General features: G+C 63.0%; 22 protein-coding genes, 1 tRNA gene and 1 pseudogene. 12 read left to right on the top strand and 12 right to left on the bottom strand.

What is annotated here, in order from left to right; genetic code table 11:
- Window positions 1-27: 27 nt before the first annotated feature.
- The 4 genes from MKI86_RS12160 to MKI86_RS12175 all read right to left on the bottom strand — a co-directional run bounded on the left by MKI86_RS12160 (window position 28) and on the right by MKI86_RS12175 (window position 4,712).
- Window positions 28-1,059: an esterase-like activity of phytase family protein gene (locus tag MKI86_RS12160; protein WP_241601154.1), complete on the bottom strand. Its 1,032-nt coding sequence runs from the start codon at window positions 1,057-1,059 to the stop codon at window positions 28-30.
- Complete coding sequence (gene cobT, locus MKI86_RS12165; RefSeq protein ID WP_241601155.1) at window positions 1,049-2,947, bottom strand: cobaltochelatase subunit CobT; 1,899 nt, start codon at window positions 2,945-2,947, stop codon at window positions 1,049-1,051. Before cobT ends, MKI86_RS12160 begins: the two co-directional genes overlap by 11 nt.
- Window positions 2,948-2,963: 16 nt before the next feature.
- Window positions 2,964-3,962, bottom strand: a complete 999-nt coding sequence (cobS, locus tag MKI86_RS12170) for a cobaltochelatase subunit CobS (protein WP_241601156.1) — start codon at window positions 3,960-3,962, stop codon at window positions 2,964-2,966.
- Between the two features lie 117 nt (window positions 3,963-4,079).
- Window positions 4,080-4,712 carry a J domain-containing protein gene (locus MKI86_RS12175; protein WP_241601157.1) on the bottom strand — a complete coding sequence of 211 codons (633 nt, stop codon included), beginning with the start codon at window positions 4,710-4,712 and terminating at the stop codon, window positions 4,080-4,082.
- Between the two features lie 113 nt (window positions 4,713-4,825).
- Here MKI86_RS12175 and MKI86_RS12180 point away from each other — a divergent pair, with 113 nt between their 5' ends.
- The gene (locus MKI86_RS12180; protein ID WP_241601158.1) at window positions 4,826-5,104 is read left to right on the top strand and encodes a BolA family protein; all 279 of its coding nucleotides are present in this window, start codon (window positions 4,826-4,828) and stop codon (window positions 5,102-5,104) included.
- A 1-nt stretch (window position 5,105) separates the two neighbouring features.
- Here MKI86_RS12180 and MKI86_RS12185 read toward each other — a convergent pair.
- The 3 genes and pseudogenes from MKI86_RS12185 to MKI86_RS12195 all read right to left on the bottom strand — a co-directional run.
- A pseudogene (locus tag MKI86_RS12185) lies at window positions 5,106-5,804 on the bottom strand (transporter associated domain-containing protein); the annotation flags it as partial.
- Between the two features lie 182 nt (window positions 5,805-5,986).
- Complete coding sequence (gene aroB / locus MKI86_RS12190; RefSeq protein ID WP_241601160.1) at window positions 5,987-7,114, bottom strand: 3-dehydroquinate synthase; 1,128 nt, start codon at window positions 7,112-7,114, stop codon at window positions 5,987-5,989.
- 10 nt (window positions 7,115-7,124) lie between these two features.
- The gene (locus tag MKI86_RS12195; protein ID WP_241601161.1) at window positions 7,125-7,703 is read right to left on the bottom strand and encodes a shikimate kinase; all 579 of its coding nucleotides are present in this window, start codon (window positions 7,701-7,703) and stop codon (window positions 7,125-7,127) included.
- A gap of 129 nt (window positions 7,704-7,832) precedes the next feature.
- Here MKI86_RS12195 and MKI86_RS12200 point away from each other — a divergent pair, with 129 nt between their 5' ends.
- The 6 genes from MKI86_RS12200 (at window position 7,833) to MKI86_RS12225 (ending at window position 12,498) form a co-directional block, all read left to right on the top strand.
- The gene (locus tag MKI86_RS12200; protein ID WP_241601162.1) at window positions 7,833-7,982 is read left to right on the top strand and encodes a hypothetical protein; all 150 of its coding nucleotides are present in this window, start codon (window positions 7,833-7,835) and stop codon (window positions 7,980-7,982) included.
- Window positions 7,979-8,926, top strand: coding sequence for a site-specific tyrosine recombinase XerD (gene xerD, locus MKI86_RS12205; protein WP_241601163.1), 948 nt, complete (start codon window positions 7,979-7,981; stop codon window positions 8,924-8,926). Before MKI86_RS12200 ends, xerD begins: the two co-directional genes overlap by 4 nt.
- Window positions 8,927-9,004: 78 nt before the next feature.
- The gene (locus MKI86_RS12210) at window positions 9,005-9,958 is read left to right on the top strand and encodes an acetyl-CoA carboxylase carboxyltransferase subunit alpha (protein ID WP_241601164.1); all 954 of its coding nucleotides are present in this window, start codon (window positions 9,005-9,007) and stop codon (window positions 9,956-9,958) included.
- Between the two features lie 192 nt (window positions 9,959-10,150).
- Entirely contained in the window at window positions 10,151-11,644 is a 1,494-nt protein-coding gene (locus MKI86_RS12215) for a L,D-transpeptidase family protein (protein ID WP_241601165.1), read from the top strand.
- Window positions 11,641-11,889: a sulfurtransferase TusA family protein gene (locus MKI86_RS12220; protein ID WP_241601166.1), complete on the top strand. Its 249-nt coding sequence runs from the start codon at window positions 11,641-11,643 to the stop codon at window positions 11,887-11,889. Before MKI86_RS12215 ends, MKI86_RS12220 begins: the two co-directional genes overlap by 4 nt.
- A gap of 156 nt (window positions 11,890-12,045) precedes the next feature.
- A complete protein-coding gene (locus MKI86_RS12225) occupies window positions 12,046-12,498 on the top strand; it encodes a GNAT family N-acetyltransferase (protein ID WP_241601167.1) in 453 nt (150 codons plus the stop codon).
- Between the two features lie 51 nt (window positions 12,499-12,549).
- On the opposite strand, the gene MKI86_RS12230 is transcribed toward MKI86_RS12225, so the two are convergent.
- A complete protein-coding gene (locus MKI86_RS12230) occupies window positions 12,550-13,722 on the bottom strand; it encodes a CobW family GTP-binding protein (RefSeq protein WP_241601168.1) in 1,173 nt (390 codons plus the stop codon).
- A 29-nt stretch (window positions 13,723-13,751) separates the two neighbouring features.
- Window positions 13,752-14,867, bottom strand: a complete 1,116-nt coding sequence (locus MKI86_RS12235; protein WP_241601169.1) for a D-alanyl-D-alanine carboxypeptidase family protein — start codon at window positions 14,865-14,867, stop codon at window positions 13,752-13,754.
- Window positions 14,868-14,998: 131 nt separating this feature from the next.
- On the opposite strand from MKI86_RS12235, the gene MKI86_RS12240 reads away from it, so the two are divergent.
- Together MKI86_RS12240 and MKI86_RS12245 are read left to right on the top strand one after the other, a co-directional pair.
- Window positions 14,999-16,159 carry a M20 aminoacylase family protein gene (locus MKI86_RS12240; protein ID WP_241601170.1) on the top strand — a complete coding sequence of 387 codons (1,161 nt, stop codon included), beginning with the start codon at window positions 14,999-15,001 and terminating at the stop codon, window positions 16,157-16,159.
- 181 nt (window positions 16,160-16,340) lie between these two features.
- Window positions 16,341-16,417: transfer RNA gene (locus MKI86_RS12245), tRNA-Arg, on the top strand.
- A 13-nt stretch (window positions 16,418-16,430) separates the two neighbouring features.
- On the opposite strand, the gene MKI86_RS12250 is transcribed toward MKI86_RS12245, so the two are convergent.
- The gene (locus MKI86_RS12250) at window positions 16,431-16,814 is read right to left on the bottom strand and encodes a CAP-Gly domain protein (RefSeq protein WP_241601171.1); all 384 of its coding nucleotides are present in this window, start codon (window positions 16,812-16,814) and stop codon (window positions 16,431-16,433) included.
- A 22-nt stretch (window positions 16,815-16,836) separates the two neighbouring features.
- Window positions 16,837-17,553, bottom strand: coding sequence for an META domain-containing protein (locus tag MKI86_RS12255; protein ID WP_241601172.1), 717 nt, complete (start codon window positions 17,551-17,553; stop codon window positions 16,837-16,839).
- A gap of 189 nt (window positions 17,554-17,742) precedes the next feature.
- Between MKI86_RS12255 and dxr the strand changes: the two genes are divergently transcribed.
- Window positions 17,743-18,918 (top strand): 1-deoxy-D-xylulose-5-phosphate reductoisomerase, encoded by a 1,176-nt coding sequence (gene dxr / locus MKI86_RS12260; protein WP_241601173.1) that lies wholly within the window; start codon window positions 17,743-17,745, stop codon window positions 18,916-18,918.
- A gap of 16 nt (window positions 18,919-18,934) precedes the next feature.
- Here the strand turns inward: dxr and hemA are convergent, their stop codons facing one another.
- On the bottom strand, window positions 18,935-20,149 hold the full coding sequence (gene hemA / locus MKI86_RS12265; RefSeq protein ID WP_241601174.1) for a 5-aminolevulinate synthase: 1,215 nt from the start codon (window positions 20,147-20,149) through the stop codon (window positions 18,935-18,937).
- A 465-nt stretch (window positions 20,150-20,614) separates the two neighbouring features.
- Between hemA and MKI86_RS12270 the strand changes: the two genes are divergently transcribed.
- Together MKI86_RS12270 and MKI86_RS12275 are read left to right on the top strand one after the other, a co-directional pair.
- Window positions 20,615-20,878 (top strand): YMGG-like glycine zipper-containing protein, encoded by a 264-nt coding sequence (locus MKI86_RS12270; protein WP_064331830.1) that lies wholly within the window; start codon window positions 20,615-20,617, stop codon window positions 20,876-20,878.
- A gap of 255 nt (window positions 20,879-21,133) precedes the next feature.
- Window positions 21,134-23,056, top strand: coding sequence for an autotransporter assembly complex protein TamA (locus MKI86_RS12275; RefSeq protein WP_241601175.1), 1,923 nt, complete (start codon window positions 21,134-21,136; stop codon window positions 23,054-23,056).
- Window positions 23,057-23,153 lie beyond the last annotated feature (97 nt).

Consider the following 23,153-nt stretch of genomic DNA (forward strand, 5'->3'; position numbering starts at 1 on the left):
GCCGTCCGCCGTGCGCGGGCGGCTTTTTCAATTGGGAAGACGGAATTCCAGCATCAGGTTGCGCTGGAGGATGGAGTGGTTGTCGTCGGAAACGACGATGATCCGGATATCGTCCGGCGCCATCACCACGACGTCCAGCCCCTCCATATTGTCGATCTGCTGGCTGAGATCGGCATCGATCAGCACTTCGCCATCGACGACCGCGCCAGGCCGGATCGTATCGCCGTCGATACGGCGGATGCGCATACCCATGCCGTCTGCCAGGCGGAACCGCCGCTCCAGGAGAATCAGGTCACCGTTCGGCAGAAAAGCGCCGTCGGTGATGTCCCATGGGTCGTTGCGTTTGACGAAGAAGATGCCGGCACGCGGACCGGAAAGCACGGCGGCAAAGACATTGCCGTCAGGATCGAGGCTGCGTTCGGTGACTGTGACGAGCGCCGCGCCGAGCGGCCCTGCCGCGGGCGACAGGGCAAGCGTCTCCATGCCGCGGTTGAAGCGCAACTCCTTGGGGTCGATCAGGAAGGGTATGCGGCGCTTCGGCCGCGCTTCCATGAAGCCGGGATCCGGGTAGGCGTCGATCCGGTGATAGACCTCGAAGGAAACCAGCGCCTCGCCATCGACGAGTGCGAGGCCTTCGGCATCCATCCTGTTCTTGACGCGCTCGTCCTGGCCATTGCGATCAAACATGGAGCGCGTTTTCACGTCGGTGATGCCGCTCAACCGTCCCTCGGCATCCCGTTCAATGCGCCCGGTCAGCCAATGCCCTGTATCGAGCACGGCGACGAAGCTTTCGCGATCCTCGCGGAAACGAATGGCCGAGATGGAGCCAAGCAGGTTGGTGCTCGATGTGTAGCTGATGCCGCCGAGAAATTCGAGCTTGCCGAAGATGCGCTGGTCGGATCCGAGCATGAACCGCGAGAAGGCGCGGTTGACGACGGGAACATCGATGATGTCGGCTGCGGCCGGGCGCGCGACGGGCAGGAAAAGAGCGGCGCAGAGCGCCGCACCTGCAAGGCGTTGCAGCAGGGATTGCCGGGCGGGCGTCAGCTTAGCCCGCACGGCGGCGGGCCGGGCGGCTGCTTGTCGTCTCGTCGGCGAAGAGGGAAGCAAGCTGCTCAGTCATGGCACCGGCCAGTTCGTCGGCATCGACAATCGTGACGGCGCGGCGGTAGTAGCGCGTGACGTCATGGCCGATGCCGATGGCCAGAAGCTCGACCGGTGAACGGGTCTCGATCTGTTCGATGACGGCGCGCAGGTGCCGCTCGAGATAATTGCCGGGGTTCACCGAAAGCGTCGAATCATCGACCGGCGCGCCGTCGGAAATCATCATCAGGATGCGGCGCTGCTCGGGCCGTGCCAGAAGACGATCATGCGCCCAGATCAGCGCTTCGCCGTCGATGTTTTCCTTGAGCAAGCCCTCGCGCATCATCAGGCCGAGATTGCGGCGCGCGCGCCGCCACGGTGCGTCGGCAGCCTTGTAGACGATGTGGCGTAGGTCGTTGAGGCGGCCGGGCGATTGCGGCTTGCCGCTGCCGAGCCACTTCTCGCGCGACTGGCCGCCCTTCCACGCCTTGGTGGTGAAGCCGAGGATCTCGACCTTCACGCCGCAGCGCTCCAGCGTGCGTGCGAGGATATCGGCGCAGGTGGCGGCAACCGTGATCGGCCGGCCGCGCATGGAGCCGGAATTGTCGATGAGCAGCGTTACGACCGTATCGCGGAAGGTTGTGTCCTTCTCGCGCTTGAAGGACAGCGGCTGCATCGGGTCGATGATGATGCGCTGCAGGCGGGCGCTGTCGAGATAGCCTTCTTCAAGATCGAATTCCCAGGCGCGGTTCTGCTGCGCCATCAGGCGGCGTTGCAGTCGGTTGGCGAGGCGGCCAACAGCGCCCTGGAGATGGGCGAGCTGCTTGTCGAGGAAAGCGCGCAGGCGGTCGAGTTCCGCTTCGTCGCAAAGCTCTTCCGCGGTGATCGTCTCGTCGAATTCCTGCGTGAAGACCGTGTAGTCGACCTTCTCGTTGAAATCGGAGAACGGCTGGTTCGGGCGGCGGACTTCGCCAGGTTTGTCCGTCTCGTCGCCGTCGTCGTCGGCGAGGTCGTCGTCGGAGATTTCCGCGCCTTCCATCTCGCCTTCTTCCATCTGCTCGTCGGACGTTTCGTTTTCGTCGGCAGGGGCGCTGTCGTCGCCAGCCTCTTCCTGGCTGTCGCTGTCATCCTGTGAGTCGCTACGCGGCTGGTTCTCGTCCTCGGGCGTCTGGTTGTCGTCCGGCTCGGTCTCGTCGTCGCCGTACTGTTCGGCAACGTTCATCGACGCGAGCATGTTGCGCACGACGCGGGAAAAGGCCTGCTGGTCGTTGATGGCGGCCGAGAGGCCGTCCATATCCTTGCCGGCCTTGTCCGTGATGAAATCGCGCCAGAGATCGACCACCTTGCCGGCGGATGCCGGCGGGGCCTGCCCCGTCAGCTTCTCGCGCACCAGAAGCGCCACGGCCTCCTCAAGCGGCGCATCGGCCTGACGGGTGATCGCGCCGAAATTAGCCTTGGCGTATTTTTCCGACAGCACGACGTTCAGGTTCTGCGCCATGCCCTGCATGCGGTTGGAACCGATCGCCTCGACACGCGCCTGCTCGACGGCATCGAAGATGGCGCGGGCATCCGCTCCCTGCGGCGACATGGTGGCGTGCACGCGGGCGTCGTGGCAGGCCTTGCGCAACGCCATGGAATCGCCGAGGCCGCGGGTGAGCGCGACTTCGGCCGGCGAGGGCCGCTTGCTCAGTTCCGGCAGGCGGATGCGCTCGCCCGTCATGCCCGGACGCTCGTTGGCGAAGGTGACCTCCACCTCCGCATCGCCGGAGACGGCGCGGACACAGCCCGTCACCGCGCGACGGAACGGTTCCATGTCGACCACGCCGCCGGGCCTCGGCTTCGAATTGTCTCCGCGAGCTGCCATGCGCTTCTACCGGGCCTTAGGCCGTGGCCTCCAGCACGATATTGGCCGCACTTTCCTTCAGCTCGATGCCGAAGGCGCGCTGGTAGAGTTCGGCAACCAGCGTGCGTTCAAGCTCATCACACTTGTTGAGGAAGGTGACGCGGAAGGCGAAGGCGATATCACCGAAGATTTCGGCATTTTCTGCCCAGGTGATGACGGTACGCGGGCTCATGACCGTCGAAAGGTCGCCGTTGATGAACGCGGCACGGGTGAGATCGGCCACGCGCACCATACGCGAAATCGTCTCGCGGCCGTCCTTGCCGGCGGCAAGACGCTTCACCTTGGCGGCGACGATGTTCACTTCGTTGTCGTGCGGCAGATAGTTCAGCGTGGTGACGATCGACCAGCGGTCCATCTGCGCCTGGTTGATCTGCTGGGTGCCGTGATAGAGGCCTGTCGTATCGCCGAGGCCGACCGTGTTGGCGGTGGCGAACAGGCGGAAAGCGGGATGCGGGCGGATGACGCGGCTCTGGTCGAGCAGCGTCAGGCGGCCCGACGATTCCAGAACGCGCTGAATGACGAACATGACGTCCGGGCGGCCTGCGTCGTATTCGTCGAAGACGAGCGCGACATTGTGCTGGTAGGCCCAGGGCAGGATGCCGTCCTTGAACTCGGTGACCTGAAGGCCGTCCTTGACGACGATGGCGTCCTTGCCGACGAGGTCGATACGGCTGACATGGCTGTCGAGGTTGACGCGCACGCATGGCCAGTTGAGGCGGGCTGCGACCTGCTCGATATGGGTCGACTTGCCGGTGCCGTGATAGCCGGAAACCATGACGCGGCGGTTATGGGCAAAGCCTGCGAGGATCGCCAGCGTGGTTTCGCGGTCGAACAGGTAGTCCGGATCGAGATCCGGCACATAGGCGTCCGCCTTGGAGTAGGCCGGGACCCGCAGGTCCGTATCAATGCCGAAAACCTCCCGTACGGAAACCGTGGTGTCCGGGAGGTTGGAAATATCGATATCCATCTTGCTCATCACGTCTCCGCGGGCGGCGGGCTCTCCTCCACCCAAATGTCTGTTGCCGGCGATGCTCGTCTGTTTCGACCGCATTCATGCGATGCCCGGCGGGAATCCGCCCGACTGCAAAATGCTCTAGCAGAAGCCGGCCTGCTTTAACAATTGATATGCTTGGATGACCGCGCGAAAACGCTCTTCCGAGCCCCTATCACCGCCATTTGCATCCGGGTGGTGCTTTTTGACAAGAGATTTGTATGCCGACTTGATGTCGTCGCTTGTCGCATTCGCCGAGAGGCCTAGCGTATCGAAAGCCTTCGCCTCCAGAGTCTTCAGCTTTCTTGCGCGGGGCTCCATCTGCGGGCGGCGGCCCTTGCTCTCGTTGAAGAAGCCGAAGGGGTCGCGCATGCGCTGATTTGCCCCGGCCGAGCCCGAGCGCACATTGCCCTGCGCGGGGCCGTTCTTGGACGCCTTGTTGACGCCTATGGTCCAGGTCGGGCGATGGCCGGTAATGGCTTCCTTCTGGTAACGCGCGATCTCGCCGTCGGAGAGGCCGGAGAAGTAGTTGTAGCCCTTGTTGTATTCCTTCACATGCTCGAAGCAGAACATGAAATACTGGCCTTCGGCATTGCGGCCCACGGGCGCGCGATGCACGGCATTCTCTTCGCAGCCGTCCCACTGACAGATCGGCGCGGAACGTTCGGGACGCTCCACGCGCCGCTTCGTGCGAATGCGGTCGAAGTATTTGGAATCGAGTTTCATGGCGCTCATTATGGGGTTGCGGCGAGCCCGCAACAAGAATTGACAAAGCGGTTTGTTGCTGGCTTTGTGAAACTATTTTGTTGCGTTGCGACAAGCCGTTTTTCCAACGCAAAGGTTTTTCAATGTCCGTGAAATCCAGCATCGCCGAGAAGCTTGAAGCAGCCTTTTCGCCCGAACGTCTCGAGGTCATCAACGAGAGCCATCTGCACGCCGGCCATCATGGCCATGACGGCGCGGGCGAGACGCATCTGCGTGTGCGAATCGTCTCGGCCGCCTTCGCCGGCATGGGCCGCGTGGCGCGCCACAGGGCAATCAACGATCTCGTGACGGCGGAATTCGATGCGGGATTGCACGCGCTCGCCGTCGAGGCTGCGGCTCCGGGCGAGCCAACGCGCTGGTAGGTCAGGCTGCGGGCTGTTCCGGCTCGATAGGGCGGATGCGCAGACGCGTGACGCGGTTCTTCACCCGTTTCATCACGATGAAGCGCTTGCCGTAGAAGGTGAAGGCCTGCCGTTCCTTCGGAATCGACTTCGATTCGTGGATGACGAGACCGGCAATCGTCGTTGCTTCCTCATCCGGCAGGTTCCAGTCGAAGGCACGGTTCAGGTCGCGGATCGGGACGCTGCCATCGACGACCAACGAGCCATCGGCTTCGCGCCGCACGCCCTGGACATCGACATCCTTTTCATCGGACAAATCTCCGACGATGACCTTCAGGATGTCCTGGAGCGTGACGAGGCCCTGCACCTCGCCATATTCATCCACCACGGTGGCGAAATGCTCCTTGCGACGCAGGAAGGCGGTGAGCTGTTCCTTCAGCGTCGTCGTGTCGGGCACGAACCACGGTTTCTGCGCGACCTTGGTGATATCGAGGTTCTTCGGCTCGACGCCCGGCTCGGCCAGCGCGCGCAGGAGGTCCTTGGCGTGCACGACGCCCACGATGTTGTCGACCGATCCGGACCAGAGCGGCATGCGCGTATACGGGCTTTCCAGCACGGCGCTGACGACCTCTTCCGGCGGATCGCCGGCATCGAGCCCGCGCATGGTCGTGCGGTGGATCATGATGTCGGACACTTCGAGCGCATCAAGATCGAGCGCGCTCAGGAGCTTTTCCCGGTCGGGTCTTGCCGACGAGCCGTCGCTCTGGCGGCGTTCGCCCTCGGCGTCGCGCGCACTCTGATGATTGCGCCACCGGAACAGCAGGATGACGAGAAGGATCAGGCCGAGGACAAGGACGATCACCGGCCAGGAGAAGGGAGCGAGCGCGGCGGGCGTTTCGCTGTTCATGTCGGCAGCTTTTCCTTGAGGAAGGCGATGACTTCGGATTGCGGCACGTCATCGGCGACGAAGGACTGGCCGACGCCGCGCGTGAGGATGAAGGTGAGCTTGCCGGCCTTGACTTTCTTGTCCTGCGCGATGGCGTCCATGAGAACCTCCGCCGGCGGCAGGCTACCGGGAATTTCGCACATGGTGGTGGGAAGCCCGACCTCGCGCAGATGGGCCTCGACGCGCTTGCCGTCATCGGGACTGCACAGGTTCATGCGGGCGGAAAACTGGTGCGCCAGCACCATGCCGATGGAAACGCCTTCGCCATGCACGAGGCGGGCGCTGTCATAATGCGTCGCCGCCTCCAGCGCGTGGCCGAAGGTGTGACCGAGATTGAGCAGCGCGCGCTGGCCGTTTTCCCGCTCGTCGGCGGCGACCACGTCGGCTTTCGCCTGGCAACTCGTGGCAATTGCTTCGATGCGCGCCTCGCCGCCAGCAAAGACGGCCCGCCAGTTCTGTTCGAGCCAGTTGAAGAACTCCGGCTTGTCGATCAGGCCATATTTGGCGACTTCGGCATAGCCGGCGCGGAATTCGCGGGGTGAGAGCGTGTCGAGCACGTCGGTATCGGCGAGCACGAGGTCGGGCTGATGGAACACGCCGATCAGGTTCTTGCCGTGCGGGGAATTGATGCCGGTTTTGCCGCCGACGGAGGAATCGACCTGCGCGAGAAGCGAGGTCGGCACCTGGATGAAGCGCGAGCCACGGCGCACGATACCGGCGGCGAAGCCAGTGAGATCGCCGATCACGCCGCCGCCGAGCGCCACGACCGCGTCGTTGCGCTCGATGCGGGCGGCGAGCACGCTGTCGCAGACGCTGACGAGATGTTCGAAGCTCTTGGTCTTCTCGCCGGCCGGCAGCACGAGTGAAACGGCGTCAATGCCTTCGGACTTGAGGGCAGCCATGAAGCCATCGAGATAGATCGGGGCGACGTGTTCGTCGGTGATGACGGCGATCTTTCGGCCCTTGAGGCGAAGTGCGATCTCGCGTCCCGCGGCCGCGATGAGCCCGGGGCCGATAAGAATATCGTAGGAGCGGTCGCCGAGGTCGACCCGCACGGTGCGGCGCGCGGTGGCTGAAGCAGTCATGGCTATCTCGTCAGGTTTTGCGGGTGGCGGCGATCGCGGCAAGCACCTCGTCCACCATGGTTTCTTTTCTCACATCCCGCGAAATGACCGTGACCTCGGCTTCCGCATAGATCGGATAGCGGGTGTTCATGAGGTTTTCGAGTGTCTGGCGCGGGTTTTCCGTCTTCAGCAGCGGGCGGGTGTCGCGTTTGCTGACCCGCTCCCACAGCACGTCGAGATCGGCCTTCAGCCAGACGGTCAGCCCGCCGCGCTTGATGTGCCGGCGCGTGTTCTCGTTGATATAGGCCCCGCCGCCGGTGGAGACGACGCGCGGTCCCGACCGCAGCAGCCGCTTGATGACGCGGGTCTCGAGCGCGCGGAACTCCGCCTCGCCGTAGGTGGCGAACAGGTCGGGGATAGACATGCGCGAGACGCGCTCGATCTCGTGGTCGGAATCGACGAAGGGAATGCCGAGCGCCTGCGCGGTCATGCGCCCGATCGCCGACTTGCCTGCGCCCATAAGGCCGATCAGCACGAGATTGCGTTTGCCGAGGGCGGCGCGGGCCTCTGCGGCAAGCGTAAGGGGGGGCTGTTCGATCAGCTCGGTCATTGCGTTTTCCGGGTTTTCGTCCCTTTCCGTATCGACAAAGCGCCGGAAGCGTCAAGCCTGCGTGACCATCCATCCCTTGCACTGGCGGCAGGGCAGGGCGATATAGAGGGCGTTGCCCCGGAGACTGCCATGCCCACCCTGTTCCGATTCCTGTTCATCTGCGCCGTGATCGCCGGATCGATCTATGGGGTCATGGTGGCGCTGGTGACCTTCGTCCAGCCCAGTGAACGCGAGGTCACGATCCGGATACCGTCCGAACGGGTAAACCCGCCGCAATGAGGGATCTGTCAGCGCTTCAGGTCGAATCCTTTCTCGAAATGATGAGTGCCGAGCGCGGGGCCGCGACCAACACCCTGCAATCCTACGAGCGCGATCTGGAAGACGCAAAATCGTTCCTCAACGCGGGTGGTGTGCGCCTGACGGAGGCGGCGCCGGACGATCTGCGCGCCTATCTCGGCCATCTCGCCAAACAGGGCTTTGCGGCGTCGTCGCAGGCGCGGCGGCTTTCGGCGCTGCGGCAGTTCTTCAAGTTTCTCTACGGCGAGGGGCTGCGCGGCGACGATCCCACCGCCATCCTCGATGCGCCGAAGAAGGCGCGTTCACTGCCCAAGACGCTGTCCGTTGACGATGTCACGCGTCTCATTACACGGGCCGAGACGGAAGCGGGCGAGCCTGGCGGCAATCTTCTCCTGAAGCGGCGCATGCATCTGCTGGTCGAACTGCTCTATGCCACGGGCATGCGCGTCAGCGAACTCGTTTCCCTGCCGGGGAGCGTCCTCGCGCAGACTGGGCGGTTCCTCGTGGTGAAGGGCAAGGGCAACAAGGAGCGGCTGGTACCGCTGTCGCGCGCCGCCCTCACTGCGATGGAGGCCTATGGCGAAGCTCTGGCGGCCGAGATCGGCGATGATCCGGCGGCGGGAGACTTCCTGTTTCCGGCGCAGAGCAAGGAGGGGCATCTACCCCGGCAGGTGTTTGCGCGCGATCTGAAGGCGCTGGCCGGACGGGCGGGAATACGGGCTGCGACGCTATCGCCGCATGTGCTTCGCCATGCTTTTGCCAGCCATCTGCTGCAGAACGGCGCGGACCTGCGCGCGGTGCAGGAACTGCTGGGCCATCAGGACATTTCGACGACACAAATCTATACGCATGTGCTGGAAGAACGGCTTCACGAGCTTGTTCAAAACCATCACCCTCTTGCCAAACAGGCGAAAAAAACGGATTAGGACCCCCATCGCTGGCGACTGGCCCTCTGGCCGACGGCAGCCTGGCGCGGTTTGAGCAAACGATCGGAAACGCATCTCATGCACAATTACCTCGATTTCGAAAAGCCCATCTCGGATCTCGAAGGCAAGATCCACGAGCTTCGCAAGCTCGCAGAAGAAGATGAGAGCATCGACACGAGCGACGAAATCGGCCGGCTGGAAATCCGCGCCCGCGAGGCCATGGCCGATATCTACGCCAAGCTGACGCCCTGGCAGAAGACGCAGGTCGCGCGCCACCCGCAGCGTCCGCATTTCGTCGATTATGCCTCCCAGCTCTTCGAAGAGTTCACTCCGCTTGCCGGCGACCGCAAGTTCGCCGAGGACGAAGCGATCCTCGCAGGGCTCGGCCGCTTCCGCGGTGAGGCCGTTGCCGTCATCGGTCAGGAAAAGGGCAACGACACCAAGTCGCGCCTGAAGCACAATTTCGGCAGCGCGCGCCCGGAAGGCTATCGCAAGGCCATCCGTGTCATGGAAATGGCGGATCGCTTCGGCCTGCCTGTCATCACGCTGATCGACACGGCCGGCGCCTATCCGGGCATCGGCGCGGAAGAGCGCGGCCAGGCGGAAGCCATCGCCCGCTCGACGGAAATGTGCCTGAATGTCCGCGTTCCAATCGTCTCGGTCGTGCTGGGCGAGGGCGGTTCCGGCGGCGCCATCGCGATCGCCACGGGCGACCGCGTCTACATGCTGGAGCATGCGATCTACAGCGTCATTTCGCCGGAAGGTGCGGCATCGATCCTCTGGCGCGATTCGACCCGCGCCAAGGAAGCGGCAAGCAACATGAAGATCACGGCCGAAGACCTGAAGGCCTTCGGCATCATCGACGGCATCATCCCCGAGCCGATGGGCGGCGCCCACCGCGACCCGCAGGCTGTCATCGCGCGGACGGGCGACGTGATCGCTTCGTCGCTGAAGGAGCTTTCGGCCAAGCCGGGCGATCAGCTGCGCAAGGACCGCCGCCAGCGCTACCTCAATATCGGCCGTCAACTCTGATCGGGGCGGCGCTCGCGCCGCCTTTGCCGCATCTCGGCCATATTCCTTGTGTCTGAAACGGTTGCAGCCGGTGTTCGGCTGCGCGAAGGAATTCCCGGTTAAGCATTTATGAAGTATAAGCCGGTTACGACAGCCTGTTCCGCCTTGCCGGTACGACGGCTCGCGATCTGACGATAGCTCACGGACCCTTGCATGCGCCTGTCTGTTCTTGCCGCTGTTTCGCTTCTCGCCGTGGCTGCCGCGGGATGCACCAACGAGACCCTCGATTCGTTCGACAAGGTCGATGTGGATATCTCCAAGGTCTCCTCGAAGACCAGTTATCAGCTGTCGCCGTCCATCGTGAGCAAGCTCGCGTCGATGAAGATCGACCGTTCCTCGCCCATCATGCTGCGCATCTTCAAGGAGGAAGGCCGGCTCGAACTTTGGAAGGCCGACCGTACCAACCGTTTCCAGCTGGTGCGCAACTACAAGATCTGCGCCTGGTCCGGCAAGCTCGGCCCGAAGATGAAGGAAGGCGACCGCCAGGCGCCGGAAGGGTTCTACCCGCTTTCACGCGCGAACATGAATCCGAATTCGAGCTACTTCCTGGCGATCAACACCGGGTTCCCGAATACCTATGACCGCGCCAACAAGGCGAGCGGCACGAATCTCATGATCCATGGCGCATGCTCTTCGTCGGGCTGCTACTCGATGACCGACGAGCAGATGCTGGAAATCTTCGCCTTCGCGCGCGATGCCTTCGATGGCGGGCAGAAATCGGTTCAGCTCCAGGCGTTTCCGTTCCGCATGACGGCGGAAAACATGGCGCGTCATCGCGACAATCCCAATATCGAATTCTGGAAGATGCTGAAGGTTGGCTACGACCATTTCGAGGTAACGAAGCGTCCGCCCGAAGTGAATGTCTGCGAAGGCAAATACATCTTCAACCAGCAAGCGGAAAAGCCGTTCTCGCCGGCCGGCGCCTGCCCCGCGATGAGCACGCCGGGTGGCCTCGAAGCGGCGCTTGCGAGCTACAACAAGACATATGCGACCGCCTATGCCAAAGCGATGAGCAAATATGCCGGCACCGTCTGGATCGAGCCGTCCGAGGCCCAGCGCAAGGCCATCGTGGCCGATCAGCGCAAGGGCCGCGAACTGGCCTATGCGCCGACCGGCAATTCTCTCGATGCCGGCAAGCTGATGACCGAGCGGGAGATCGCCGAACAGAAGCGGAAGGCTGAAGAGGCCGAACGGCGCAAGGTCGAGGCTGCCGAGCGCGCAGTGCGTGAAGCCGAGGAGGCCAAGAACAAGGCCGCGGCCGATTTCGCGGCAGATGTCGCCGCCGCCAAGGCGGAAAAGCAGGCGCGGGGCGTCGGCGCTCTACCGGTGCCGGAACACAATCCGGGGATCGCCTCTGCCGTCGAGAAGAAAGAAAAGAAACCCTTCTGGAAGCTCTTCAGCCAGGATAGTGAGCCGCGGCAGGCAGAGCAGGTGCAGCCGGTCGTCAACGAAAACGTCGCTCTCCAGGGCGATCAGCCGGTGCGCGCCGGCGAAACCGCGACGTCAGCCGGAAAAAGCGCAAGGAACGCGCCCGTCGAGCAGCAGACGGAGGCGGTCGCCACACTGCCCGTCGCCGGTGGCGAAGCGGGCCAGCAGGTCGTCGAGCAGACGCAGAAGAAGCCCTTCTGGAAGTTCTGGCAGAAATGACCGGCAATGCGGCGCGGGCGGAGGCCGAGGTCTATGACCTGCGCGGCCTGAAATGCCCGCTTCCGGTGATGAAGGCCCGCAAGCGGCTGTCCAAGATGCGCGGCGGGGCGGCCCTCTGGGTGGAGACGACGGATCCGCTCGCTGTCATCGACATTCCGCATTTCTGCCACGAGGACGGCCATGCGCTCGAGGCAAGCGAGCGCATCGAGGGCGGCCACCGTTTCCTGATCCGCAAGAAGGCCTGAACCTCAGGCCCTTGGCTTATCCATCCTTCCGGGGTATATCGTGGCCGTCGCGTTAGAAGGAGATGGATGCACAGAAGCCCCAATTGAACCGCTTTGTCGCGGTGCTCCGAGCGTCCAGCGGGCGCTGTTTTGTGCATTCTAATCTACGGACAAATCATGAAAAACGTGGAAATTCGCATCCGCGCCTATGACGAGGCGTCGGATCTTTTGAAACTGTCTGCCATCTGGTTCGAAGCCTCGATGGCTGCGCACGCATTCCTCGGTGAGGCGCGTCTGCGCGAGCAGCGTGTCGCGATCGAAACGATCTACCTGCCGCAGGCGGAAACCTGGGTTGCCTGCCACGCCGGCGCGCCAGTCGGCTTCATCAGCCTACTGGACACCTTCATCGGCGGGCTGTTCGTGGCGCCGGATCGGCAGGGGTTGGGAATCGGCCGGGCACTCATCGCCCATGCGCTTGATCTGAAGGGCGAGCTGAGCCTGGAGGTCTACACCGCGAACGTGCAGGCCTACGGCTTCTACAAGAGCCTCGGCTTCGAAGAGCTGTCACGCCGGGCAACCGACAGTGAAGGGCTGCCCTTCGAGAATGCCATGATGCGACTGAAGGCCTAGAACTTCGGCAGGGCGGCATGGCCGCCCTGCTCGGCCCCTCACGGCTGACGTTTAGAGCTTGAGGCCGGGGATGGCGAGTGGATTGTCGGCGAGAGCGGCGCGGTCCGGACGGTCTATCTTCGGCGTGCCGGTAAAGGCGTCGAAGAGGTCGCGTACGAAAGCCTCCGGCAGATCCTTCGTGATCAGCACAAGGCGTGTGCGGCGCTCGGCGCCTTCCGGCCAGGCGGCCAGCCGCTCCGGCGGGTGGAACACGCTCTGCACTCCATGCAGCACCAACGGCCGTTCGGGACTGTTTTCCATGAGCACGATACCCTTCATGCGCAGCAGCTTTTCGCCGTGAGCCGAGCGTAGGAGATCGATGAACATTTCCAGTGCCATCGGATCGATCGGCCGATCGTGCAGGATGCTGAAAGAACGGATCGTCGTATCGTGGCGCGTCACGTCATGGGCATGCTGGTGGGCATGCTCCTGGTGATGACTGTGATCGCAACCGTGGTCGCAATGATCATGGTGGTGATGGTCGTGCCCATGATGGTGGTGGTCGTCGTGCGCCTCCTCATGCAGCCAGCGGCGGACATCCGGAATCTTGCTGCCGGGATCGTAGAGGCCGTTCGCCAGCAGGTCGGGGCTGGCAAGGCCGGGAGCATCGACATCGGAGACGACGGCACGCGGATTGAGCGCGGCGATTTCCCGGCGCACGGCATCGAGCGTCGCCGTGTCGGCAAGCGAGGCCTTGCTGATCAGCACGCGGTCGGCCACGGCGACCTGCTTGACGGCTTCGGGATGGTTGGCGAGCGTCGAGAGACCGTTGACCGCATCCACGACGGTAATCACCCCGTCGAGGCTGAAGGACTGCGACAGGACAGGATTGCCCATCACCGCCTGCAGCACCGGGGCGGGATCGGCAAGGCCGGTCGTCTCGATGACGATGCGTTTCAGCGGCTGGATCTTGCCCGTCTGCATGCGATCCATCAGGTCGGCCAATGTATCGACCAGTTCGCCACGGATCGTGCAGCACAGGCATCCGTCCGAAAGCTCGATGATCCCGTCGCCCGATTGCTCGACCAGCAGATGATCGATGCCCACCTCGCCGAACTCGTTGATGATGACGGCCGTATCGGTGAGTGCGGGGTCTTTCAGCAGGCGGTTGAGCAGGGTCGTCTTGCCCGCACCCAGGAAGCCGGTCAGCACGGAAACCGGCACACGCCGCTCAGCGATTGTCATGGTCGCTCCAGTCAGGAATCAGAGGTCAATCAGAAGGTGGGGCGCGGGATCGGGACGGGCACGTTGGCGATGTCGCCCACGGCGTTCGACGCGACCGTCTCGATACCATCAGGCTTTGCCGTATCGCCGCCGCTCAGAAGGCCGGCGAAAACGAACCGCAGCGGCCGGTCGAGTTCATGGATGTAGGGCGACACCAGCTTCTGGCGGCCAGCCTCATCGCGACCTTCGCTGCGAACCTTGGCGGCATGCTTGGAGCAGATTTCCTGCGAGATGTCGGCGACCACATCGCGCGTCTCGCCATAGGGTCTGAGCTGGCCGAGCGTGGGAACATTGCCGGGGCGACCCGTCAGGCCCTTCTGCAGCATGCCGGCGGAAATATCGGCGCGCGCGCCGAGGCTGTCGGAGCCAAGAACGACGGAAACGACGCTGCGGCCATTGCGGGTGGCGGAGGAGACCTGATTGAAGCCCGATGCGCAGATGAAGCCTGTCTTCATGCCATCAGCGCCGTCGAAGCGGCCGATCAGCATATTGAAGTTCGGATACTGCTTCTTGCCGGTCGTGAAGCCTTCCAGCGAGAAATAGGAGGCATATTGCGGGAATTCCCGCTTCAGCGTCACGGCGAGGACCGCGAGGTCGCGGGCCGTCGTATACTGGCCCTTGCCGGGCAAGCCGTTCGGGTTGATGAAGCGTGAGGAACTCATGCCGATGCGCTTGGCTTCGGCGTTCATGCGGTCGACGAAGGCCGGTTCGGAACCGGAAATCGATTCGGCGATGGCGACGGAGACATCATTGGCGGACTTGACGAGGATGATCTTCAGCGCGCTGTCGAGCGTCATCTTCTGACCGGGCTTGAAGTACATCTTGCTCGGCGGTTCGGCGGCGGCGTGCTTGCTCATCGTGACTGGGCTGTCCAGCGTGATCTCGCCGGCCTTGATGGCGCGGAAGACCGTGTAGGCGGTCATGAGCTTGGTCAGCGAGGCCGGATACCAGCGCTGGAAGGCATCCTCGTGCTCGATGACCTGGAGCGTATTGACATCCACCAGCATGCGCGGGCCTGCCATGGTCGCGGTTGCGGAGAGGGTGGCTGCAAGCAACAGGGCGGAGCCCAGAAGGCGCGCGCCCAAGCGCGTCGTACGTCCGTTCATCTGCAAAGATCTGTCCTCGAAATCGGGAGTTGTCTCGAACCGTCGCCCTATTTAACCTATATGGCATCGTGATGGCAAAGCCATCGAGAGCCGATGGCCGAATTTCAGGCTGATATGACAGGACGTGTTGCATGCCGATTCTGAACCGCGCCGCAGAAATGCAGGATGAAATCGCCGGATGGCGCAGGCACCTGCACCGGGAGCCGGAGCTTCTCTTCGCGGTGGAGAAGACGGCCGCCTTCGTGGCCGAAAAACTGCGCGAATTCGGCGTCGACGAGATCGTCACCGGCCTCGGACGCACGGGCGTCGTCGGCATCATCCGTGGTAAAGGCGCGGGGCGCACCATCGGTCTTCGCGCCGATATGGACGCACTGCCCATCGAGGAGGCGACCGGCAAGCCCTGGGCCTCGACCGTCAGGGGCAAGATGCATGCCTGCGGTCATGACGGCCACACCGCCATGCTGCTGGGGGCTGCCAAGTATCTCGCCGAAACCCGCAATTTCACCGGAAGCGTCGCGGTGATCTTCCAGCCGGCGGAAGAGGGCGGCGGCGGCGGCAACGAAATGGTCAAGGATGGCATGATGGAGCGCTTCGGCATTGCCGAGGTCTACGGCATGCACAATCTGCCCGGCATGCCTGTCGGTGCCTTCGGCACGCGTTCCGGGCCGATCATGGCGGCCACCGACGAGTTCAACATCGTGGTGACAGGACGCGGGGGCCATGCGGCGCTGCCGCACAAGACGGTGGACCCTATCGTCATCGGTGCACAGGTCGTGACGGCGTTGCAGACCATCGTGTCGCGCGTCGCCGACCCCATCGATTCGCTCGTCGTGTCCGTCACCAAGTTCAATGCGGGCTTCGCCCACAATGTGATCCCTGAAACGGCGCAGCTCGCCGGCACCGTGCGCACGCTGAGCCCTGATATGCGCGAAGGGGCCGAAGCCCGTATCCGGCAGATCTGCGCCGGCCTTGCCGCTGCCCATGGCGCCGAGATCGTCGTGACGTACCACCGCAACTATCCGGTTACCGTCAACCACGCGCAGGAGACCGGCCATGCCGTCGCCGTGGCGCGCGAGATTGCCGGCGATGCATCGGTCGAACCCGCCATCGCCCCGATGATGGGCGGCGAGGATTTCTCCTACATGTTGCTTTCCCGCCCCGGTGCCTTCATCTTCGTCGGCAACGGCGATACGGCCGGGCTGCATCATCCCGCCTACGATTTCAACGACGACGCCATCCCGCATGGCGTGACCTACTGGGTCAAGCTCGCCGAAAGCCGTCTCGCCGCCTGACGAAAGTGCCCGGCCGCCGAAAAGCCCAGCCGCGGCCGTTCGGAAAGTGAAGATGTAGGGGATGGAGTGATTCTATCCGATGGCTAACTGTGCCATGCTGCGATGTTGCGGAGGGAACGCGTGGTCGCACCACGGAAATCGCTTGGCTTCACGCTAAGGCTTTTGTATGGGTGCAGTCAGTGGTCCCGTAGCTCAGCAGGATAGAGCACCAGATTCCTAATCTGGGGGTCCCGCGTTCGAATCGCGGCGGGATCACCATTTCCCCGAAAGATCAGACGTCTTCCTTTTCACGCTCCGGCGTGACGACGCGTGGCTTGGGGCGTATGGCGGGCACGATGGAAGGTTTGGAGACGACCGTCTTCGGCTGCGGAGCCTTGATGCCAAGCATATTGCGGATGCGGTCGGAGACCAGCGGGCGGAAACGGCTGGCGCGGAAGGGCATGTCGACGGCGCCGTAGCCCTCCGGGCCGTCATCCTTGCCGCGATAGAGTTCCATCAGCTTGATGCCGTAGAAGTCGCCATCCACATAATGCCGGTAGTGGCCGGCCCAGCGTACCGTATAGACCTGCCCCTTGCGGATGCCCTGATCGATCGAGACGTTCTTGAAACGGTCATTGATGCAGACGACCTTTTGTCCGACCTGGAACGTGGGCATGGCGCTCTTCCTTTCCGTGCCGTCAGCCGGTCTTGCGGCAGATGACGCCGGGGGCATTTTCGCCCTTCGTCAGGTCGTAGAGGGTGGCTTCGTCGCCCTTCGTCCACCACTCGAAATGGCCGCCGGCATATTTCGCGCCTGATGCCGCGATGACGTTCGAGGCGATGAACGTTTCCTCGCCGCGCCGGATCACGGCCAGCGAATTGTCGCCGACATTGATATATTCAACGACGATGCGCAGTTCGTCGTCGCACTGGTAGTTGATAGTCTCTCGCGCGACGCTCTGTTCCGGGCCAGGCAGGCGGATGACGACATCGGTGTTGTTCTTCATCGCGGCGAGGCGAATCGCCGGGGCACCTTCCTTGGCGGTGAGATGGAGGATGCCGTTTTCCAGCTTCCACGATGTGACGGTGCCGAGCGCGTCGAAGAACTTCTGCTCCTGATCCATGATGGCGGGCGCGCACATCTTGCGGGTTGCGGCCGCCGGCGCGAAGGCGATGTTGCCATTCTGGACCTTGAGCTTGCCGCGATAGGTGTTACAGCCGCCATTGCCGCCATAGGAGCCGTCCGGCTTGATCTCCAGCGTCGTCTGGAGATTGTCGATGACGCCATTACCGGCGATGTCCTCGGCGAGCCACGTTCCACCGAGACCACCGGGGACCGGCTCGTCGGCACAGGCCGGAGCTGCCGCCAGAATGGCAAGGCAAGCGAGGGTCCATACTCTCAGGCGTCGGTGCACAGGTTTCTCCAATCACGTCCAGGTCTGCAGACCGTTTGCGGGGACGTTATGGCCGTCCGGGTGAAAAGGTCAAGCGGCCGGTTCCAGAAGTCCGCCCAAGCCTTTGCTTTACAGCATTTCCATGACTTGTTGCAGGCGTCTTTCGCCTGTAGAGCCTCTTCTGACAAGAAGAAAACTGCGGACCCCATCATGGCTCTCGACGCGCAGCAAAAGCGACGCATCACCATCCTCGGTTCTACCGGCTCGATTGGCACCAGCACGCTGGACGTGCTGCGGCAGCTCGGCGGCCGTGACCGTTTCGACGTTCTGGCCGTCACCGGCAACGGCAATGTGGACCTGCTTGCCGCACAGGCGAGCGATTGCGGCGCACGATTGGCCGTGACGGCTGACGAAAACCGCTACGGCGCGCTCAAGGATGCGCTGGCCGGCACCGGGATTGCGGTAGCGGCCGGGCGCGCGGCGCTGCTGGAAGCGGCATCCGGCGAGGCGGATTGGGTTATGGCGGCGATTGTCGGCACGGCGGGCCTTGCGCCGACGCTTGCCGCGGCAAAGCGCGGTGCCGATATCGCGCTTGCCAACAAGGAGTGCCTCGTGTCGGCGGGCGACCTCTTCGTTCAGGCCGTGGCGGAAGGCGGCGGGCGGCTCATCCCCGTCGACAGCGAACACAGCGCGATCTTCCAGGCGCTGGAGGACGACCAGCGTCATGCCGTGGAGCGTATCGTGCTGACGGCCTCCGGCGGCCCGTTCCGCACCTGGAGCCGCGAGCAGATGGCGGGTGTCACGGCTGAAATCGCGCGCGCCCATCCCAATTGGTCCATGGGCCTGAAGATTTCCATCGGCAGTGCCTCCATGTTCAACAAGGCCTTGGAGATGATCGAGGCGAAACATCTCTTCGATGTGCGCCCGGACCAGATCGAGGTGGTGGTGCATCCGCAGTCGATCATTCATTCGATGGTGGGATATGTCGACGGCTCGGTGCTGGCGCAGCTCGGTGCGCCCGACATGCGAACGGCGATCGGCTATGCGCTGACCTATCCGCAGCGCTCGACGCTCGATGTCGAGCGGCTGGATTTTGCCAAACTGTCCCGCCTCGATTTCGAAGCGCCTGATGAGACGCGGTTCCCGGCGCTCCGCCTGGCGCGCACGGCGCTCACGCGCGGCGGGCTTCAGGGTGCGATCATGAACGCGGCGGAGGAGGTTGCTTTCCACGCCTTCGTAGGTGGACGGATCGGGTTCCTGTCGATGGCGGATATTGCCGAGCAGGTGATGGACAAGCTGGCGTATCTACCGCCGGCCGCATCCATGGACGATGTCTTCGCCGCAGACGAAGAAGCCCGACAGGTGGCTGCCGGGCTTATCAGGTAAGGCTGCGTCTTCGATATCAGGCGACGGCGCGGGCCAGTGCGCAACGCGACCACAGCGAATGCAGTGCGCCCACGAGATGCTCGATATCGGCATCGGTGTGCAGCGGCGTCGGCGTGATGCGCAGACGCTCGGTCTTGCGCGGCACGGTCGGGTAATTGATCGGCTGGACATAGATGCCGAAATTATCGAGCAGCAGGTCCGAGATCCATTTGCACTTTGATGCATCGCCCACCATGACCGGCACGATATGGCTCGGGTTGGGCATGTGCGGGATGCCGGCGCGGTCGAGTGCCGCGCGCAGCTTGCGCACGCGGTCCTGATGGCCGAAGCGCTCGATCTGGCTTTCCTTGAGGTGGCGGATCGAGGCGAGCGCACCGGCGGCAAGCGACGGCGGCAGCGACGTCGTGAAGATGAAGCCCGATGCGAAGGAGCGCACGAAATCGCACAGCGCGGTGGAGGCGGCGATATAGCCGCCCATCACGCCGAAGGCCTTGGCGAGCGTACCCTCGATAACGGTGAGGCGATCCATCAGGCCGTCGCGCTCGGCAATGCCGCCGCCGCGCGGGCCGTACATGCCGACGGCATGCACTTCGTCGAGATAGGTCATCGCGCCGTATTTGTCGGCGAGATCGCAGATTTCCTTGATGGGCGCGATGTCACCATCCATCGAATAGACCGATTCAAAGGCAATAAGCTTCGGTGCCTTCGGGTCAGCTGCCGCAAGCTTGGCTTCGAGGTCCTTCAGGTCATTGTGCTTCCAGATCACGCGCTCGCACTTGGAGTGGCGAATGCCCTCGATCATCGATGCGTGGTTGCCGGCATCGGAGAAACAGATGAGGCCGGGTATCTTGGAACAGAGCGTGCCAAGAGCCGCCCAGTTCGAAACATAGCCCGAGGTGAAGAGCAGGGCCGCTTCCTTGCCATGGAGGTCGGCAAGCTCCTGTTCGAGCAGGACGTGGTAGTGGTTGGTGCCGGAGATGTTGCGGGTGCCGCCGGCACCGGCGCCACACTGGTCGATGGCGAGTTTCATCGCCTCGGTCACTTTCGGGTGCTGGCCCATGCCGAGATAATCGTTGGAACACCAGACCGTGACATCCGTCGGGCCTTCGGCCGTATAGCGCGTTGCCTTGGGGAAGCTGCCCTTCTGGCGCTCAAGGTCGGCGAAAACGCGATAGCGGCCTTCCTGATGCAGGCTGTCCAGCTCGTTCTTGAAGAAAGTCTCGAAGTCCATCCAGAGTCTCCAGCCCGGCATCGTCCCGGGCATTATCGTCATTGACGGTCGTTCATCCGGCTATATCAGGCGCCCATCCTTCGCAACGCGTCGCGCTGCGGCAAATCGGCGCCACCTTTGAACCATTCCAATGTATGTTAGGTCCCCAAAGGCCATTTCCTATTGATGCATGTCAAGTCTGCACGAAAAAAGGGACGGGCTGAACCGCTCGTTTCATCGAACCAGTTTCAGCTTTTCCGTCGCAATGCGGAGGCGCTCGAACGGGGGAGAATAAACGGAATGGCAGCCATATTTATTCGGAGTGTAAAAAAATAGTTCGCCGCCATAGACTTCCCCGTTTCGCGGTATATTTTCATCTCTGAACAGACATGACCGTCGTGAGGCGGGCGCGTATGTTAGCTCAACAGAAGGGGATAGTGCGGACCTGGAAGACCGGGACGCAACTCAACTTTGGAGAACATCTTCATGAAGAAAGTCATTGCGCTCGTTCTGGTCGGCCTTGCTGTCGCCAGCTGCACGCAGACGGAAAAGGGTGCGGGTATCGGCGCCGTCTCCGGCGCGATCATCGGTGGCGCCGTCACGGGTAACGTCCGCGGTGCTGCCGTTGGCGCGGCCATCGGTGGCGTTTCCGGCGCTGTCATCGGCAGCGTGTCCGAACAGCCCGGTCAGTGCTACTACCGTGATCGTTACGGTCGCCGTTACATCGACCGTTGCCCGTCCGGTTACTGATAGCCGACTGATGCAACTTATGCGAAGCCCCGGGCATCCCCCGGGGCTTTTGCTTGTCCGGCGATGGCACAAAATAGCGTCCGGCGCTTCAAATCCGGGGCGTGTGCGTGTAGAACCGGCGTTAACATTACGGAAAACCTAACGCGTTAGGGTCTTTTCTTGCCAAATGCTTCGAATGAATCGGAGCGAACCTGGTTTGTGTCGGAAGCTGATGCGCATACCGCACTTCGAGGAAAAGGCGACGGATAGCTGCGGATGCGGGATAAAGTGAACCGGCCGGAAAAGAGTTTTGCGTTTCTGAAGGCTGGCACCGCACTCGCGGTTGCTACCGCCTTGGCGTGCGCGCCCCTGTCCGTCCGCCCGGCCATGGCTTTCAAGCTTTTCGGGATGAAGTTCTTCGAAAGCGATGAAGAGGCCGTGACCGTCATCGATCCGGTCAATTATACGCTGACGCTCGATCCTGGCACGGATGACAGCGCTCTCAAGGACGCCATCGAGAACACGACGCGGCTCAAGCAGGACGAGGGTCAGCCGGTGTCCGGCGATCTTGGCCTCGTTATCAAGGCGCGCGACGATCGCGATCGCATCCTCGCCGCCCTCTACGAGAACGCCCGCTATGGCGGCGTGGTGAATGTCACCGTCAACGGGCAGGATCTCGATTCGCTGCCGCCCAACCCTGAATTCAACGACCGCGCCGCCATTCCGGTGACGATCCGGGTCGATCCGGGTCCCGTCTTCACATTCGGCGATGTCGCCTTCTCCGGCGACGCCGACAGGTTCAATCCGGCGGATTACGGCCTGGTGGCCGGCGCGCGTGCGGACTCCACCGTCATCCTGAAAGCCGGCGAGAAGGTCGTCGTCGATCTCAAGGCCGAGGGCCGGCCGCTGGCCAAGCTTGTCGAGCGGAACGCGACGGCCGACCACAAGACGCGCACGGTGGATGTGGTCATCGCGGCGGAGGGCGGTCCGATCGCACCGGTCGGCGAGGTGGGCGTCACGGGCACGAAGACGGTCGATGCGGGCTTCGTGCAGCGCTATTCGCGCATCAATGCCGGTCAGCCTTATTCGCTCGAGGCCCTCAACAAGGCTGCGGAACGACTGCGCACGCTCGGTGTTTTCTCCAGCGTGACCATCCGCGAGGCGAGCCAGCTTGCGCCGGATGGATCGCTGCCGATGACCATAGAGGTTTCCGAAGGCAAGCACCGCTATTTCGGTGTCGGCGCGCAATATTCCAACACCGACGGTTTCGGCCTGCAGGGGTACTGGGGGCATCGCAATCTGTTCGGGCAGGCGGAATCGCTGCGTATCGAGGGTTCGGTCAACCGCATCGGTGAATCCGACATCGGCGACCTGGATTATTCGACGGCTATCCTGTTTTCCAAACCCGGCGCCTTCGGCCCGGCAACGACGTTCAATGCCAGCCTCAAGGCCTCGATCGTCGATCCCGACGCCTACAAGGCCTTCACCACCACGGCGGCGGCAGGGGTGAGCGTCGAGCTTTCTGACCGGGATACCGTCAGCGCCGGCGGCGAGGTGGCGTGGAGCAACATCGAGGACGTCTTCGGCAAGAACAAGTATCTGACGGTGAGCCTGCCGATCGAGTATGTGCGCGATACCCGCACCGACAAGCTCAACCCGACGGAAGGCTATCGCTTCCTCATCAACGCCAAGCCGAGCTACGAGACCTATCGCGGCACGTTCTTCTCCAGTTTCGAAGGGGCCATCACCGGCTATCAGGCGCTGGGGGCGGAGGAGCGTTTCGTGCTGGCCGGCAAGCTTTCCGCCGGAACGATCATAGGCGGCAGCGAGCTAGCCGATATTCCGGCGACGCGTCGCTTCTTCCTCGGCGGCGGCGGCACGGTGCGCGGCTATGGCTATCAGGAGATTTCGCCGCGCAATGCGGACAACAAGCTGCTCGGTGGGCGATCCTATGTGGCTGGCTCCGCGGAGGTCCGCATCGGTGTCACCGAAACCATCGGTATCGTGCCGTTCATCGATGTCGGCACCGTCTCGACGGACGAGGTGCCCGACTTCAAGGATATCCGCGCCGGCGCCGGTGTCGGTCTTCGCTATGCGACGCCGTTCGGACCGCTTCGGCTCGATGTCGCGGTGCCGCTGAAGAAATATGAGGGCGGAACGTCCTTCGGGGTCTACGCCGGCATCGGTCAGTCGTTCTGACTGGCGCCGCAATTTTCCGCTAGGCTCTTGATCCTCAGTTCGATTGGGATTCTAGACGGTGGGGAGCGATTCTGCGCGCCCGCGCACGTGAAATGGA

Source organism: Shinella sedimenti, from assembly GCF_022601905.1.
GTDB classification, from domain to species: Bacteria; Pseudomonadota; Alphaproteobacteria; order Rhizobiales; family Rhizobiaceae; genus Shinella; species Shinella sedimenti.

Excerpts from the sequence above, each read along its gene's own strand:
- MKI86_RS12175 (WP_241601157.1), bottom strand. The coding sequence starts at position 4,712 with ATGAGCGCCATGAAACTCGATTCCAAATACTTCGACCGCATTCGCACG.
- aroB (WP_241601160.1), bottom strand. The coding sequence starts at position 7,114 with ATGACTGCTTCAGCCACCGCGCGCCGCACCGTGCGGGTCGACCTCGGC.
- hemA (WP_241601174.1), bottom strand. The coding sequence starts at position 20,149 with ATGGACTTCGAGACTTTCTTCAAGAACGAGCTGGACAGCCTGCATCAG.
- MKI86_RS12240 (WP_241601170.1), top strand. The coding sequence starts at position 14,999 with ATGCCGATTCTGAACCGCGCCGCAGAAATGCAGGATGAAATCGCCGGA.
- cobS (WP_241601156.1), bottom strand. The coding sequence starts at position 3,962 with ATGAGCAAGATGGATATCGATATTTCCAACCTCCCGGACACCACGGTT.
- MKI86_RS12210 (WP_241601164.1), top strand. The coding sequence starts at position 9,005 with ATGCACAATTACCTCGATTTCGAAAAGCCCATCTCGGATCTCGAAGGC.
- MKI86_RS12220 (WP_241601166.1), top strand. The coding sequence starts at position 11,641 with ATGACCGGCAATGCGGCGCGGGCGGAGGCCGAGGTCTATGACCTGCGC.
- MKI86_RS12250 (WP_241601171.1), bottom strand. The coding sequence starts at position 16,814 with ATGCCCACGTTCCAGGTCGGACAAAAGGTCGTCTGCATCAATGACCGT.
- MKI86_RS12225 (WP_241601167.1), top strand. The coding sequence starts at position 12,046 with ATGAAAAACGTGGAAATTCGCATCCGCGCCTATGACGAGGCGTCGGAT.
- MKI86_RS12215 (WP_241601165.1), top strand. The coding sequence starts at position 10,151 with ATGCGCCTGTCTGTTCTTGCCGCTGTTTCGCTTCTCGCCGTGGCTGCC.
- MKI86_RS12230 (WP_241601168.1), bottom strand. The coding sequence starts at position 13,722 with ATGACAATCGCTGAGCGGCGTGTGCCGGTTTCCGTGCTGACCGGCTTC.
- MKI86_RS12180 (WP_241601158.1), top strand. The coding sequence starts at position 4,826 with ATGTCCGTGAAATCCAGCATCGCCGAGAAGCTTGAAGCAGCCTTTTCG.
- MKI86_RS12270 (WP_064331830.1), top strand. The coding sequence starts at position 20,615 with ATGAAGAAAGTCATTGCGCTCGTTCTGGTCGGCCTTGCTGTCGCCAGC.
- cobT (WP_241601155.1), bottom strand. The coding sequence starts at position 2,947 with ATGGCAGCTCGCGGAGACAATTCGAAGCCGAGGCCCGGCGGCGTGGTC.
- MKI86_RS12195 (WP_241601161.1), bottom strand. The coding sequence starts at position 7,703 with ATGACCGAGCTGATCGAACAGCCCCCCCTTACGCTTGCCGCAGAGGCC.
- MKI86_RS12200 (WP_241601162.1), top strand. The coding sequence starts at position 7,833 with ATGCCCACCCTGTTCCGATTCCTGTTCATCTGCGCCGTGATCGCCGGA.
- dxr (WP_241601173.1), top strand. The coding sequence starts at position 17,743 with ATGGCTCTCGACGCGCAGCAAAAGCGACGCATCACCATCCTCGGTTCT.
- MKI86_RS12275 (WP_241601175.1), top strand. The coding sequence starts at position 21,134 with ATGCGGGATAAAGTGAACCGGCCGGAAAAGAGTTTTGCGTTTCTGAAG.
- MKI86_RS12235 (WP_241601169.1), bottom strand. The coding sequence starts at position 14,867 with ATGAACGGACGTACGACGCGCTTGGGCGCGCGCCTTCTGGGCTCCGCC.
- xerD (WP_241601163.1), top strand. The coding sequence starts at position 7,979 with ATGAGGGATCTGTCAGCGCTTCAGGTCGAATCCTTTCTCGAAATGATG.